At 43.9% G+C, this 13,578-nt stretch carries 15 protein-coding genes; all 15 read left to right on the top strand.

What is annotated here, in order from left to right:
* The first annotated feature begins 222 nt into the window (after positions 1-222).
* The 15 genes from NFR88_RS03145 to NFR88_RS03215 all read left to right on the top strand — a co-directional run bounded on the left by NFR88_RS03145 (position 223) and on the right by NFR88_RS03215 (position 13,569).
* Complete coding sequence (locus tag NFR88_RS03145; protein WP_160202071.1) at positions 223-417, top strand: hypothetical protein; 195 nt, start codon at positions 223-225, stop codon at positions 415-417.
* Positions 410-745, top strand: a complete 336-nt coding sequence (locus tag NFR88_RS03150; RefSeq protein WP_251613467.1) for a DUF5406 family protein — start codon at positions 410-412, stop codon at positions 743-745. Before NFR88_RS03145 ends, NFR88_RS03150 begins: the two co-directional genes overlap by 8 nt.
* A 78-nt stretch (positions 746-823) precedes the next feature.
* Positions 824-1,096: a hypothetical protein gene (locus tag NFR88_RS03155; RefSeq protein WP_160202073.1), complete on the top strand. Its 273-nt coding sequence runs from the start codon at positions 824-826 to the stop codon at positions 1,094-1,096.
* Between the two features lie 32 nt (positions 1,097-1,128).
* Positions 1,129-1,467 (top strand): hypothetical protein, encoded by a 339-nt coding sequence (locus NFR88_RS03160; RefSeq protein WP_160202074.1) that lies wholly within the window; start codon positions 1,129-1,131, stop codon positions 1,465-1,467.
* Positions 1,468-1,560: 93 nt separating this feature from the next.
* Positions 1,561-2,748, top strand: a complete 1,188-nt coding sequence (locus NFR88_RS03165; RefSeq protein WP_251613470.1) for a M23 family metallopeptidase — start codon at positions 1,561-1,563, stop codon at positions 2,746-2,748.
* 13 nt (positions 2,749-2,761) lie between these two features.
* Positions 2,762-3,280 (top strand): hypothetical protein, encoded by a 519-nt coding sequence (locus NFR88_RS03170; protein ID WP_251613473.1) that lies wholly within the window; start codon positions 2,762-2,764, stop codon positions 3,278-3,280.
* A 639-nt stretch (positions 3,281-3,919) separates the two neighbouring features.
* Positions 3,920-4,279: a hypothetical protein gene (locus NFR88_RS03175; RefSeq protein WP_251613476.1), complete on the top strand. Its 360-nt coding sequence runs from the start codon at positions 3,920-3,922 to the stop codon at positions 4,277-4,279.
* Entirely contained in the window at positions 4,276-4,812 is a 537-nt protein-coding gene (locus tag NFR88_RS03180) for a metal-dependent hydrolase (RefSeq protein ID WP_251613479.1), read from the top strand. Before NFR88_RS03175 ends, NFR88_RS03180 begins: the two co-directional genes overlap by 4 nt.
* A gap of 12 nt (positions 4,813-4,824) precedes the next feature.
* Positions 4,825-5,616, top strand: a complete 792-nt coding sequence (locus NFR88_RS03185; RefSeq protein ID WP_251613482.1) for a site-specific integrase — start codon at positions 4,825-4,827, stop codon at positions 5,614-5,616.
* Between the two features lie 2 nt (positions 5,617-5,618).
* Positions 5,619-7,055 carry an FtsK/SpoIIIE domain-containing protein gene (locus NFR88_RS03190; RefSeq protein ID WP_251613485.1) on the top strand — a complete coding sequence of 479 codons (1,437 nt, stop codon included), beginning with the start codon at positions 5,619-5,621 and terminating at the stop codon, positions 7,053-7,055.
* Positions 7,056-7,069: 14 nt separating this feature from the next.
* Positions 7,070-7,954, top strand: a complete 885-nt coding sequence (locus NFR88_RS03195; protein ID WP_251613488.1) for a conjugal transfer protein — start codon at positions 7,070-7,072, stop codon at positions 7,952-7,954.
* 39 nt (positions 7,955-7,993) lie between these two features.
* Positions 7,994-8,311 carry a TcpD family membrane protein gene (locus NFR88_RS03200; RefSeq protein WP_251613490.1) on the top strand — a complete coding sequence of 106 codons (318 nt, stop codon included), beginning with the start codon at positions 7,994-7,996 and terminating at the stop codon, positions 8,309-8,311.
* A 10-nt stretch (positions 8,312-8,321) separates the two neighbouring features.
* On the top strand, positions 8,322-8,789 hold the full coding sequence (locus tag NFR88_RS03205; RefSeq protein WP_251613492.1) for a TcpE family conjugal transfer membrane protein: 468 nt from the start codon (positions 8,322-8,324) through the stop codon (positions 8,787-8,789).
* The gene (locus tag NFR88_RS03210; protein WP_251613494.1) at positions 8,786-11,275 is read left to right on the top strand and encodes an ATP-binding protein; all 2,490 of its coding nucleotides are present in this window, start codon (positions 8,786-8,788) and stop codon (positions 11,273-11,275) included. The genes NFR88_RS03205 and NFR88_RS03210 overlap by 4 nt, the downstream gene beginning before the upstream one ends.
* Positions 11,272-13,569 (top strand): secretory carrier-associated membrane protein, encoded by a 2,298-nt coding sequence (locus tag NFR88_RS03215; RefSeq protein WP_251613496.1) that lies wholly within the window; start codon positions 11,272-11,274, stop codon positions 13,567-13,569. The genes NFR88_RS03210 and NFR88_RS03215 overlap by 4 nt, the downstream gene beginning before the upstream one ends.
* Positions 13,570-13,578 lie beyond the last annotated feature (9 nt).

Consider the following 13,578-nt stretch of genomic DNA (forward strand, 5'->3'; position numbering starts at 1 on the left):
TGAGCTGTGACATTGGGAGCAGAATATGTATAATACAGTAGTGCTAACTATAGTAGTAACTGTGATGTATTTGCTGAGTTGGAATAGTGGTTGGACTGTTTGGTATGCTGAGGCTGTTATCCGTCGGGCTGCTACGGTTGGCAGACATTCATGACGGGGCGGAACACGGGTCGCATTGGAGTAAAAGAAAACAATCAGTCAGAAAGAGAGGCGGTGTTTATTATGATTACAAATGGAGATAAAGTTATTATGAACGAAAAATATCATGTGACAGAAAAAAATAAAAACAAAGTGTTCCTTGTAAGCTCAAGTCCGTTTGAAGTATGCGGTCAAATGTGCGTGATGCTGGAAGGCTATACAGGTTGCTATGCGCTTGATGGATTGAAAAAGGTTAAGGGAGGCACTGAAGATGCTTGAGAAGTATGATCCAAATATTTGCTTTGGGAGACACACTATCAGAATTACATTGATGCAATGGGACTATGTGGGACACGTTGCAGTTGAAGTAAACGGAAACTGCAAAGGAGCAATCCTATTGGATCCCTGCTATATTGTTGAAGCTGATGAGGATGATATACAACATTTTGTAGAGAATGACTGTAATTTTTTCAAGGAAAGCGGCATTTTCTCGGCAAAGCTGAAAAATCAAAAGGGTGAAATACTTGAAATTGAGGATTTTGTAGATGAAATTGAGAATTTGATTGTTGGTATAGAGATTGTCGATTATGTTCAGAAAGAATGGTGAATTTGCCAATGTCCCACAGTGGGACGGAAATGAAGACGGCAATTGGATAGGTTAAAAGTAAGAATCAGGTGAAGTAATATGCGTATAGGAATGATTTCTGCATTTGCCAAAGAATCGGCACGATGCACAAAAAAGTTGAAAGGATTGGAAGAACTCAGTGATAGTTTGGTACATACTGAAGTAGGCCAACAAATATTGAATGGTGATAAAAATTTAGCAAATGAGACAGCAAGACGATTTACGAAGATATTAGATATTAACAGTCTGCAGGATACAAATTTACAAGTGATTTCAGATTTCAATAATATCCTGCAAATCATAAAAATATCATATTTTGCTCACCGTGATTAAGTGGTGTCCCATCATGGGACAGGGAGTTACAAATGGATGGTGTTTTACTAATTAGAATTTTTTTATCGGTTGTTGATGAACTGATGTCTCAGCCACGACTATATGCGCTGAGCAATCGAGAACGATATATCAATTTTAGAGCCGACGATTTTAAACGAAAATTAAAAGAAGTTATGTTAAGAAATCATAGTTGCCTTAGTTCCTCTAAAATAAAACCTATTTTAGAGGACTTCAAGGTGTTGCAATGGATTATCTGTGATAAGGAACGATTTACGAATGTCCAAAAAATTAATGAAAAATCTGCTCGAGTATTAACAGTAGATCGCAGCAAATATGAGTTACTGAAATCTCTAGATTGGGAAGATTCTTAGTTAAGGGAATTGAGTGTCCCACAATGGGACAGAAAGAGAAACTGAATCATGAAAAAAATCATTATAGGCTTCGGAATAGGAAGTTTTTTTTTGATGGTAATGATGATATTCGTGCTGATTGCGGGTATTTTGGGCGGTGGTTTAGATGAGTCGTCGGCTTACGGTGCTAATGTGGCGCTGCCGATTACGATTACCGGTGATATCCGGGGCAATTCGATCACAATGGATATTTCCGGGGGTATCAACGCAGCAGATATTAAAGGAACTGTCTCAGGCGGAAAATTCACTGCGAGCTCAAAAAACTCTGAAGTACAGATGGAAGTGCCTGGATCACCGGCACGGACGGATTTTTTCTCCTATATGCCGCAGTTTGATCAGCGCCTTTATACAATCAAACTGGATACATCGTCACCTCAGTTTAAGTTAAATCAAATGTGCCGGACTGACGCCGAGGGGTTTCGGCGTAAGGGTGATGCTTATCTAGTGGCGATGGGTACATATTACGGCGGCAGAGACAACATCGGAGATCAGTATAGATTAACCTTCAGTGGAGGAACGACTAAGGAGATCATTGCAGTATTGGGTGACTGCAAAAGTGATGCAGAAACGGATGCAAAGCATCAGTATCATGCCAAAGGCGATAAGACTGTAGTTGAGTTTATCATGGGCACCCGGAATAGCAAAAATAATTCCATCATCAATGAAAAATTTGGAACTCTGGTTGGAATTTCAAAAATTGGAATGACGATCAAAGTAGAGGGAAGTATTTCAGGCAATTCTATCAAGATTTCAGGTACTGCCAATGGCACGCCGTTTTCTGCATCTGGGGAAATCAACAGCGGGCATTTTGAGGCGGCCGGCTACTACGGATCTGGAGCGGGAGGAGATCTGTTGTGGCCAACAACATCTACATACGTTACTTCGGAGTTCGGCTACAGAACAGATGCGTCTTATGCTGGCGGCAGCACGAATCATGCAGGTATTGACATCGGAGTGCCAGAAGGGTCAACGGTCGTTGCAGCCGCATCCGGCACGGTTGTGATCGCAGGCACCTATGGAGGCTATGGCAAGTATGTAGAAATCGATCACGGGAATGGACTTGTGACCTGCTATGGGCATAATAGCATAATCAAAGTAAGACAGGGACAGAAAGTTAAAGCTGGAGATGTAATTGCATTATCCGGAAATACGGGTGTTTCTACCGGGCCACATTTGCATTTTGAAGTGCGGGTAAATGGCACGCCGGTGGATCCGATGAAATATTTGCGAGTAAAAGAGTAGGAGAACAATAGTGATGAGAAGAAAAAAGGTCGCCATAGCAGTAGTTTTACTGTTGGCAGCGGTTCTGGCGGCAGCTTTGCTGATCATGGGACCGCGAACAGCGGGGACAGAATCTGCAGATATTGCAGATCCTAGTGAAGTGGGTACTGCAGATAAGCAGCAGTCTGATCAGCAGTTATCTCAAATTGATGACAATGAGGAATTGTTTAATCAGAGCCAAGAGAAGAAGTTGGAGAGAATCTTTAAAAACACGTATGTCTATTATGATGAATTTCTTGAAGGAAAGCCAATTACCTATACTTTTTACGAAGACGGGACGATGGTGGTCTACTATTGGGAGGATACGGAGTCAGAATCCATACCATTAAGCAGCCAGTGGGCACAGTATAGCGTTAATGACGATGTGACTGAGATAACGCTCGATTGGGGAGATGGGACGAGGACAACAGAGATATTTAGAATCAAGAAAAACGCTATTGTAATCGGAGAGACAGAGTTTCAGATCTCTGATCGAGAGATTCATCTTAATTAGTTCGATTCGTACCAGAGGGCAAGATACCTTTTACATACAAAAGAAAACAGAGAGAGAAGGGAGGAATCCCACCTTTACCCTCTGGCTTTGATTTTATTCATGGCGTTGATAAAAGTATCCCCCAATCGTCATACCTGTGAAAAATAGATTGACCCCAAAAGAGAAGAGGAGTGGAAAGGCACTTAGATTGCTGTTAAGGCAAAGATCAAGCCAATAGTCTATCCCCCTCGATGTAATATGTAGATTTGAAAACAACTGCAGAATAAGCAAGTAATAGATTTGGAAAGAAATGAGCGCCTCAAATAAACAGGTCAATTCAACAGTGTATATGTCTGTTCGGTCTGAAAGAATGAGTAGTATGAGAATGAAAAACTCAAAGTTTAAGTATAGTTTTTCAACGGATAGTAGAATTGATTCATTTTCTGTAATCCAGCAGATGAAGACCGAATTTCTGAAAGAATCAAGAGTGGTCAAAGCATCTAAGGTGTCATTGCCGAAGAAGGATAAGAATACTAAAAAGAGTAATAGTGTCCTGAAATAGAATTTTAGGCGGTTAATAAAAGTAAAATCTTGCTTGATTAGATTGTTGATGACATCAGGCAGTATTTTTTTAAACATGGAAAGGAGTACCTCCGTAAAATGATTAGTTTATTCTTAAGTACAATTATAGCAGTATTTGCTGCTTGGTTCTATGAGAAAAGGTTGAAAAAGAAGAAGCAGATTATAAAAGCGGAAGAAGAAAACAGGAAAGTCTATTTTGAGAAAGACGGCCGACAGGTAGCATATAAAATGCAGATTTTACATCGGAAGGGATTAACAGAGATACATTTGTTTTCTGTTCAACCATATGGTTCGCCGAAAGAAGTGTTGAATAATTGTGATGCGGTGGTGTGGGAAGAAATTGGTCTTGAACTCAATATGGGAGGAGAACAGATATATTTGCCATGGACATCAGTTTATCAGATAAAGATGACGATAGAAGAGGAGATAAGAAAATGACATATATAACACATTCGTTGGGAGGTGCCTTGGCGGGAACAGCGGTAATCGCGATACTTAATCCTGGAGACAAGGTTGCTGCAGCCGCAATTATGTCCGGCGCTGTTATCGGTTCATTGCTGCCAGATATTGATCACACCAGGTCAAAAGTATCTCGGTCATCAGCTGCAGCGAAAATTACATCTTATGTAGTTTCAGCTGTGACAAAGCACAGAGGTTTCTTTCATACTCCACTGTTTGTTTTGATCCTGGCATTGGCGCTTGGAACGGTAATCAATATTTTGCCGAACGATGATTTTGTCTTGGCCGCATGGAGCCTATATTTTGGTCTTTTACCGGGAATGCTGTCTCATTTGCTGCTGGATACCTGCAACCCCGGAGGTATCATGTGGCTTTATCCTGTATCGAACAAAAAACTCAGTATATTGCCAATCAAAACCGGCAGTCTTGGAGAGATAGCTGTCGCCATTATATTGGCAGTGCTTTTAGCTGGGTGGTATGGTATAGACGTTATGAGTATTTTGCACAGATAGTGGAGGTGGATGATGTTTGATATTGAAGCTTATCGCGAGCATTTGTATCAGCTGGTCGCAGAACAAAAGATATCTCGTCTGACTGCTGATGGATATGTTGGCTGCCTGGAGCGGTTGGATGAGAAAATTCGTCCAGATCAAGGCATAGCTGAAGTAATCAGGGCGCTTTGCAAAAACACACAGCAGGGCGGAAAATATATTGCGGCGGTCAAAAAATATGAACGGGATATACTTGATGCACCTAAAAGCCTGCTCTACGGGCAAGAACTGGTCGATCTACGCAAACAGTGCAAGCAGGCGCCAATCGGCAGGGAACCGGTTTTGCCAGAGCAGACGTATTTACGCAAAATCAACAGGTTGAATAATGAAACGGTCAGGGTCGCCCTGCGTCTGCAGGTGCGGTCAGGCTTGCGGATTGCAGAGATTGGAGATTTAAGAGCAGCGGACATTGAGATTACCGAAGACGGTATTAAGCTTTTCGTCAGGTGCGGAAAAGGTCGAAAATCTCGGCACGTAGATGCCATAAAGGATGTTTTTCTTGAAACCCATCTAAAAGAGCTGTTAGAGGGCAAGTCTGGCGATGACAGGGCGTTTGATTATTCGACTGCTTATTTAAAGAAGAAGGCAAACGCACTAGGCATACCTACACATGATCTGCGTCGGATCAATTCCAGGATGCGATATCGGCAGCAGCGGGGAAATGGATTTGGAAGAAGGGAAGCTCGCAGACAAGTACAGAAGCAGCTGGGACATGCTCAAGCCGCTACAACAAGCGCATATTTAGGGAAGGAGTGGAGTGATTAACAATGAATCAGAGCAAGCTTGACCGGCAGCTAGAAGCCGGTGCGGAAGTTTTTTTTCGGGGTGTTGGCAATGGAGTTAAGAAGATGGTCAAGAACCCCAACTTGATATTGGCGTTTATTTTGGTCACCCTTGGCTGCGGGGTGATTTTTTATTTACGGGATGTCATTTTAGGACAGTTTTTTTCGGAGGGAGAGTTCAATATCTTCACGATTGCGATTCATTTAATTTGGATAGCACCAATTCTAACATTATATGGATTCAGCAGAATGGAAGGTCAGACGACGGATGCAGCAGAGGCATTTGCATCAATTAAGTTTTGTAATCGCCAGGGCCAGTATCCGGAGCAAATCGGTAAGGAAGTTGACGGGAAAAAGGTTATTCTGTCATTTAGATCTCCCGGTTTGACAGTCACTGATTGGCGGAGTCGTAAATCGGAGTTGGAGACCGCTTTCGACTGCAATATTGTTAAATTTGAGGCTCCTCCACACACGAAGCAAATCATCAAGATGCACACTGTGCCAAGCAGCGATGGTCTTAGCACCAATCTTCCATGGTCAGATCAGTGCATCAGTGACAAAGAGTTCGTTATTGTCGCCGGTGAAGATCTGCTGGGACCGGTGGAGTTCAATCTGGATAAATATCCTCACGCGTTAATTGCTGGAGTCACCGGATCAGGCAAGTCTGTAGCATTGCGCTGTCTATTCTGGCAGTGCATTTATAAAGGTGTAAAACCGTATATGATTGATTTCAAGGGTGGAATTGAGTTTTCCGCTTTTGAAAGCTTTGGTGAGGTCATCACCCGGCGTCAGGATGCACTGGATCTGCTGAAAGATTTGAATCGTGAGATGATGATGCGACTTGATCTGTTCCGGCATACAGGAACGAAGAATCTGTCAGAGTACAATCGGAAATATCCCAATGATGAGCTGGCAAGGATTGTGTTGGTATGCGATGAGATTGCGGAAATGCTGGACAAGACTGGTTTGCAGGCAGCCGACAAAGCCATTTTCTATGAAATTGAAAAGGAGATGTCATCTTTGGCAAGGCTTTCTCGTGCAGCGGGAATACATATGCTTTTGGCTACGCAACGTCCCGATGCAAAGGTGATCGTTGGACAGATCAAGAATAACCTACCGATCAGAATAAGCGGCAGAATGGTCGACTCTCAGGCGTCTGAGATGGTGCTGGGTAATACCAAGGCTGCAGAGCTTGGAGATACGCTCGGCAGGTTTATGTATTCTGTGGGTGCAGACACTTGGGAATTTCAGGCATATAATTTCCAAGACTCAGACATCAGGCCAGGAAATTATATGCGGGGGAAAATGTTGCTTGACGAGCAGGAAGGTTTGGATGTAGTTCGGCAGGGCGATGAAGAGTATTACGATGAATATGATAGTCCGAAAGATTTTGAAACCGACAATGAGTATAGAGGGTTTTAGAAAGGAGGAAAAAGTTGAAAAAGGAGAAAAAAGTAAAAGTATCCAAAATCAAATCTACAAGGATGCGAACTGCAGGGAGGATTTTGCTTTGGATCATGCTGGGAGCAGTTTTTATCAAGGGTGCCGCCGACATCATCATGGGAAATACCATTTCAAAGCAGCGTGAAGCGCTGGAGACGTACATGGCGGTAGTCAGTTCAGAGCAGGAGTTAAGAGATGGTTCTATGGCATTTGCCGAAGAATTTGTACGAGAGTACCTTACTTTTGATGGAGAACTTGGCAGCGACTACGAGAACAGAATTGCAGCTTATACAGCAAGAAATCTTCGCATTGAAGCTCCGGACGAAGGAGCGGCAATCACTGTTATCGCCGTAAATGCGGTGGATGTGCAGCTGCTTGATGGGAATCGTGTGAATGTTACAGTAACTGTAGAGGCACAAATTGGAAGGATGACTAACAAGTTCAACTTGAAGGTGCCGGTGGTCTCCAGTGGAGGCAGGTATGCTGTGGATGAATATCCACAGATTATGCCGGGCATGGAGGTGGCAGACGTCGGGGCTGCGTCAGGTACGATTAGTGGAACGGAAGTCTCCAATAGCGAAAAAGATCAGATTACATCTGTTGTAGAGAGTTTCTGTAAGGTTTACTATGGCGGCAGCGACAATGATCTGTTGTATTACGTTTCGGAGGGCAGCGGTATAACGAATACTGTGGAGGGCATGGAGTTTGAGAGCATTGACAACTTAAGAGCAGTTTATGTCGCAGAAACTGATAACTATGTGATTGACGTAAAGATTAAAGTTGCTAACAGCGGGGTGGCTCTGCCTCAACATCTGTATCTGACTGCTGAAAGGGACGGAGACAGGTTTTATATCAAAAAAATAGACACGAGAATTTAGAGGGAATGAAAAATGAATATTAATTACTTAAACAAAAAGATGGAAAGAAGAAATATGATTATGAGAGCGGCTGTTATTGCTATAGCTGCAGTGCTGCTAATCCTTTGTGCGACGGCACCGACATTTGCTGCCAGCAGCGGTGATTTACAGACAGGTAAAAATTTTGGAGAATGGGCATTAGACCAGATTTGGTATTTGGCCTTGGCAGTATGCGCATTTATGATTGTGCGATTCCTTATTAAAAAGGCTTGGGTACAGATGGTAATTTTTATTGTCTTGGGAGCGTTATGCCTGTTTCTCATTTCTTCTCCAGAGTCGCTAAAGGGAATTGGCGAAAAGCTGTTCAACATGATATAAGGAGAGAAGAATGGCAAAAGATGAAGACCGCGTTATTGTGCTGCGTTCATACGCTACAGTTTGGCAATACGAAAAAAAGCTATATTCGATTGATTCTTTGAAACTTTGGATTCCGGTCGCAGCAAATGATCTGCTCTTTTTTGTAGTGGGACTTGTACTGGTGGTAATTTTATCAAAAATCTCGGTTTTTGCGGCAATTCCTTGGGTAATCAGGTACGGGGCAATACCTTTCTTGATTATGAAATTTTTTACAAAAATGAAGTTTGACGGAAAGTCGCCGCATAAGTTTGCTCTGGGATATGTGGAGTATAGGCTGTTGCCGGAATACCTATCAAAATTCCAGGAGTGCAATGATTATACAGAGGGTTGCTTCCAGAACGTATTATATCGCGGAACAGAGATTATTAACATTATTGATGCCAGATTACAGAGCAGTAAAGGCAAAACTGGAAAGAAAAAGAGGAGGGGAGAGAAATGAATTATGAGTTTCCTATCAAGTATTTTGAGGGGAATTTGATTTTTAATAAACGCGCTGAGTGTTGGGCATGTTATCAAATCTTGGGCGTGAGTTATGACTATCTGTCAAAGGATAAAAAAATCATGCTTTTGAATCGTGTGACAAGGTTTATCTCAAACATCGGACAGGAAGCGCAGCTTCTAATTATTCCAGTTGCCCAGGATGTCAGGAAGCATCAGGAGGCGCTGATGGACGCGATGAATCGCAATGATCCGTTATATGCAGTGTCCCAGGCACACGCTAAAGGAACATTGCATTACCTGGAACAGAAGATAAAGGATAACGGTGCCACAAATGATTATAACATCTATCTGATCGCAAAGCTAGAACGACAGAAGATCAGCGGGGGAAATCTTGAAGAGCTGATTAGGAAACCGATGAAGGCAATCAACGAATTGTTTGACGTTGAACAAAGGGATATTCTGGAAAGTGACATACGCGCATATAAAGAGGTTGCCGGGAATTACTGCCAATCTCAAACCCGGAGGATCCGCATGGAACCGGCAGACGTAGAGACCGTGCAGTGGTTATACCGGCGAATGACTCGCCGGGGCATCAGCAACGGCGATGGAAAACTTCGAAAGAATGCAGATGGTTCTGCATGGAAGCCAGCATCAGCTCCCGTGTTAAAAGATGGAGAAAAGGCAATCCGTCCGTTACAGACGGATATTTTAACATTGTCGGAAGCACTGATAAATCCAAAAGCACATCGGTATATTACCTGTGAAAATACAGACGGGACAATATCGTATCAGACATTCTTGTCTATGGCATCGGTTCCGGATGGCATGATCTATCCTGGAGGTGAGTGGCTTTTGCTGCTGCAGGATTACCCTTATGCCACAGAAGTTTGCATTCACATTACGACAATCGAGTATAGGGAATCTCTTAAAAAAATTAGCGGAAAGAAGCAGGAAATAGAATCACAGCAGGAACACGTAGCGCAGTCAGCGCGGATCCCGGACGAGCTGCGAGCAGCTGCCAGCGAAGCAAATCAGCTGGAGGCGGAACTGCGCCGCACGAGAGATCCACTGTGCAAGGTATCAGTCACATTTTGCATTGCCAGTGATGATAAGGATTTGATGGAAGCTCACGCAAAATTCGTCCGGGAACGGTATGAGGATAAACAGTTCATCGTTGAGCGTTCCATGGCAGATCAATTTAAGCTATTTATGGAATGCATTCCCGGCGCAGGCAGATATATGACAGATTACATTATACCTCTGCCGCCGAGAACTGTGGCTGGATCCATGTTTGCTGTAACTCGGCTTTTGGGAGATAACCTAGGACCGTACATTGGTACAACAGGAGTTCTGGACAAACTTGTATTCTTGGACCTTGCCCGTGCTTGTAGGCTTAACAACTCCGCATCTGCTTTTTTCTGGGGTACGTTAGGTGGCGGAAAGAGCTTTAATGCCAACCTTCTTGCTTATCTTAACGTGCTATATGCGGGAGCTAAAGTCCTGATTGTTGACCCAAAAGGTGACCGTGATCGATGGGCTGAGTGTCTGCCTTATCTGGCGGATCAAATATCCATTATAACCTTATCGCCGGATGATAAAGGCCAGGGCAGCTTGGATCCATTCATAATTTACAGAGATGACATCGATCAGGCTGCGGAATTGGCGACTAACATTCTTTGCGAGTATTTTGGAATAACATCAAAAGATCTGGAGTACACCGCAATTCTAGCAGCAATCGATCAGATCAGAACAGCGGGGAAACCATGTATGAACCTGCTTGCGGAGATCCTGGCGAACTTTCCTGATGAGGATGAGCTAAAGCCAGTAGCCAAAAATTTGGCCAGGAAGATTCAGCTGCTGCGCCGCGCTGGCATGGCAAAACTGTTATTTGGATATGGAGATGAGGATGGATTGAGATTCACAAAAAAGATCAACATTTTGCAGATCCAGAATATGACAATGCCTGACGCGGAAACGCCAAAACAGGACTATACCCAGGAAGAAAGATTATCGACAGTTCTGATGCTGCCAATCGCTTCGTTTTGTATGAAGTTTGCAGCTGCTGACCGAAATGAATTTGATATCATTGTTTTTGACGAGTCGTGGGCGCTGAATACGACCCAAATGGGGAAAAAGCTGACTAACTCTTTGGCCAGAATGGGAAGATCGCTGTATGCCAGCGCTATCTTTATCGGCCATAGCGTATCCGATGTTGACAGTCCAGGGTTGCGAGAAGCCATCACATACAAGTTCTGCTTCAAAGCGAAGACTCGAGAAGAAATTGTAAAATCACTGCAATTTTTGAATCTGGAAGCAACGGATGAGAATATAGAACTCGTGATGAAGCTGCCGAATCGTACCTGTCTGTTTCAGGATCTTGAAGGCCATGTTGGGGTATTGCGATTTGATGCAATTTGGCAGGACATTATTGACGCATTTAATACTACGCCTGGAGAGGAAAAAACGAGGAGTGACGCATCATGAAAAGGTACGCGAAATTTGCTCTGTGCATAGTCTTGATTATTGCACTGAATACAGTGGCAGTATATGCTGCAGGCTCGGACGGTGGGGCAGATGACGGCTTGTTTTCTTCTCTGGATCAAGTCAAAGCGCAGGGCAGTTACTTGGAGTATCGTGATAATTACTATCTGGACATGGAGGACACCTCAATTCTATCCAGTCCGGGAGCAGTGATATTTAATCTTCTTGCTAACGGTATTTTCGGATGGAGTAAAAATATTGGCTGCCTGACAGCAGTTGCAACGCGGTTTGCGTTAGGGGTTGATATCTATAATCTAATTAGTGATTTTATCACCCCTTTTTTCAACAGCATGCGAAAAATTGTCTTTGACAGCTATGCAACATATTTCATTGCTATCGCAGCATTCTATTTCTTAATCCAACTGCTACGTAACAGACAATCTCAGGTCATTGGTGGCTTGCTTGCTGTCACGATGATTATTGCAGTGGGACTTTTTTTCTACGCGAGACCAATGTTTGTACTCAGTACGCTTAACGATATCACAACGGAACTGTCATCTACAGTGATGGATGCACCCTATGATACGCTGACCAATGAGGAGGCAGAGGAGGCAACAGCGGGGGACAAATCCGTGATTCTGATCTTTAACGTCATGGTACATTCCCAGTGGCAATATCTAGAGTTTGGCAGCATGAAGCAGGCGCAGAAACACGAGGACACGATTCTGCCATTAGAGGTTGATTCTGATGAAAGGCTTGCATACATCGGAGATCTGGAACATCCGGGACTGACAAAAGGTAATACGGCGGCACAGATTGAACGCTTTGGCCTTGCGCTGATCTTTTTCATTTTTGATCTTTTGCTGCTGATTATTATCCTGGGCTTTTCAGTCTTGATACTGGGCTATCAATTCTTCGTGCTGTTCTTGGCAATTCTGGGCACATTCATTTTCGTTTTGGCGTTAATTCCCGGATATGGCACTCGTCTGCTGAAACGGTGGGCACTGAAGCTACTGTCATCCTCAGCTGTCAAAATAATTCTGGTGTTTTTCATGGCGATTTTATTTATCATCATGAATTTTTTGTATACTGCTACAGCAACCTACGGTCTGCTGCCGGTTCTCTTTATGATGATATCTATGTGTCTCATCGTGGCAATCAAGCGTAAGGAAATCGCGGAGCTGTTCCTGGGAACTTCGGGAGGTAAGGTAGTAGGCGCTGCCGGAGACATCGCCCATGGAACCTATTCGGAATTGACAGGACTAAAAGATAAGCTGACTGATCTGCGCCGCGGCCAGGAACGGGAGATGGATGATGAAGAAGATGACGAAAGAGAGCGTCGTGAGGAGCAGATGAACCGGAGCGCCAGCGAGTATTTGTCTGAGGCAGAGTTACGGCGGTACCGTAGGCGTATGGACGCAGTGCAAAATCAGAACTCTGGAACAGATGCCGGAAAATCTTCTAACTCAAATCAGCAGGATAGTCATTATACGGGAAGGACATCTGAGCAGACGCAGCAGACTTCAGATAATCCTGCAGATAATGATGAGCTGCAGCAGGGTCATGAAGGACAGGGCAGAACGCTGCAGGGCGAATATCTCACCGGTGAGGATTATAAAAAGGCGGAGGAGATATTGGAGCAAAATTATCAGCTGTCAAAGGCGAAATCGGAGCGGACTGCGCAGGAAAGCGGAGAGCCGGTACAGTACAGCGATTTTGTCCAACGAACTGATGCAATCCGTGAACTTGGCGGTGATGCTATGTTTGATGATCGTGATATTCTCAAAACCGCGCGCATCTTGCAGCGTACGGAAGCTGCCGGAGGCAGCATGGATGATTTGATTGGGGATCCGCAGGAGCGGAACAGCGGGGAGGAAGATCTTGCTCAGCAAGAAGAACTTCGACTGCAAAGCGTAATGGATTATATGCCGCAGATAGAGCAGGAAAAAATACAAGCAAACAATATGGAGGGCACTGCAGCATCTAATCAGCGAGATTCTACTATTGAATCAGAACTGCGGCCTGAGCAGTCAGACCCTTCAGAGTCGCAGGTTATATTAGCAAACGCTGCTTCTGATGCGGAAGCAGAGACGCAGCTGCAGCAAAATCAACATGTGGCAAAAGGATTAAGCTTTTTCAAAGCGCAGTTCGGTGAAGAAAAAGGTGAGAAGTATTATGAGAAAATGTGTGCTAAATACGGCGAGGAGAACGTAAGTCAGTTCAGTAGCAGCGAAGAAAGCGTCAGCTACTCTACGGTAAACCAGATTCTGCGAAGCAATATGGATGAGCAGAAGTAGGGTGAAGGA

The sequence above is a fragment of the Senimuribacter intestinalis genome (genome assembly GCF_943192965.1).
Taxonomy (GTDB): Bacteria; Bacillota; Clostridia; order Peptostreptococcales; family Anaerovoracaceae; genus Senimuribacter; species Senimuribacter intestinalis.

Bases quoted from the DNA above. Each gene is read 5' to 3' on its own strand.
- NFR88_RS03175 (WP_251613476.1), top strand. From the start codon at position 3,920: ATGATTAGTTTATTCTTAAGTACAATTATAGCAGTATTTGCTGCTTGG.
- NFR88_RS03160 (WP_160202074.1), top strand. From the start codon at position 1,129: ATGGATGGTGTTTTACTAATTAGAATTTTTTTATCGGTTGTTGATGAA.
- NFR88_RS03180 (WP_251613479.1), top strand. From the start codon at position 4,276: ATGACATATATAACACATTCGTTGGGAGGTGCCTTGGCGGGAACAGCG.
- NFR88_RS03210 (WP_251613494.1), top strand. From the start codon at position 8,786: ATGAATTATGAGTTTCCTATCAAGTATTTTGAGGGGAATTTGATTTTT.
- NFR88_RS03205 (WP_251613492.1), top strand. From the start codon at position 8,322: ATGGCAAAAGATGAAGACCGCGTTATTGTGCTGCGTTCATACGCTACA.
- NFR88_RS03190 (WP_251613485.1), top strand. From the start codon at position 5,619: ATGAATCAGAGCAAGCTTGACCGGCAGCTAGAAGCCGGTGCGGAAGTT.
- NFR88_RS03150 (WP_251613467.1), top strand. From the start codon at position 410: ATGCTTGAGAAGTATGATCCAAATATTTGCTTTGGGAGACACACTATC.
- NFR88_RS03215 (WP_251613496.1), top strand. From the start codon at position 11,272: ATGAAAAGGTACGCGAAATTTGCTCTGTGCATAGTCTTGATTATTGCA.
- NFR88_RS03145 (WP_160202071.1), top strand. From the start codon at position 223: ATGATTACAAATGGAGATAAAGTTATTATGAACGAAAAATATCATGTG.
- NFR88_RS03200 (WP_251613490.1), top strand. From the start codon at position 7,994: ATGGAAAGAAGAAATATGATTATGAGAGCGGCTGTTATTGCTATAGCT.
- NFR88_RS03155 (WP_160202073.1), top strand. From the start codon at position 824: ATGCGTATAGGAATGATTTCTGCATTTGCCAAAGAATCGGCACGATGC.
- NFR88_RS03165 (WP_251613470.1), top strand. From the start codon at position 1,561: ATGGTAATGATGATATTCGTGCTGATTGCGGGTATTTTGGGCGGTGGT.
- NFR88_RS03185 (WP_251613482.1), top strand. From the start codon at position 4,825: ATGTTTGATATTGAAGCTTATCGCGAGCATTTGTATCAGCTGGTCGCA.
- NFR88_RS03170 (WP_251613473.1), top strand. From the start codon at position 2,762: ATGAGAAGAAAAAAGGTCGCCATAGCAGTAGTTTTACTGTTGGCAGCG.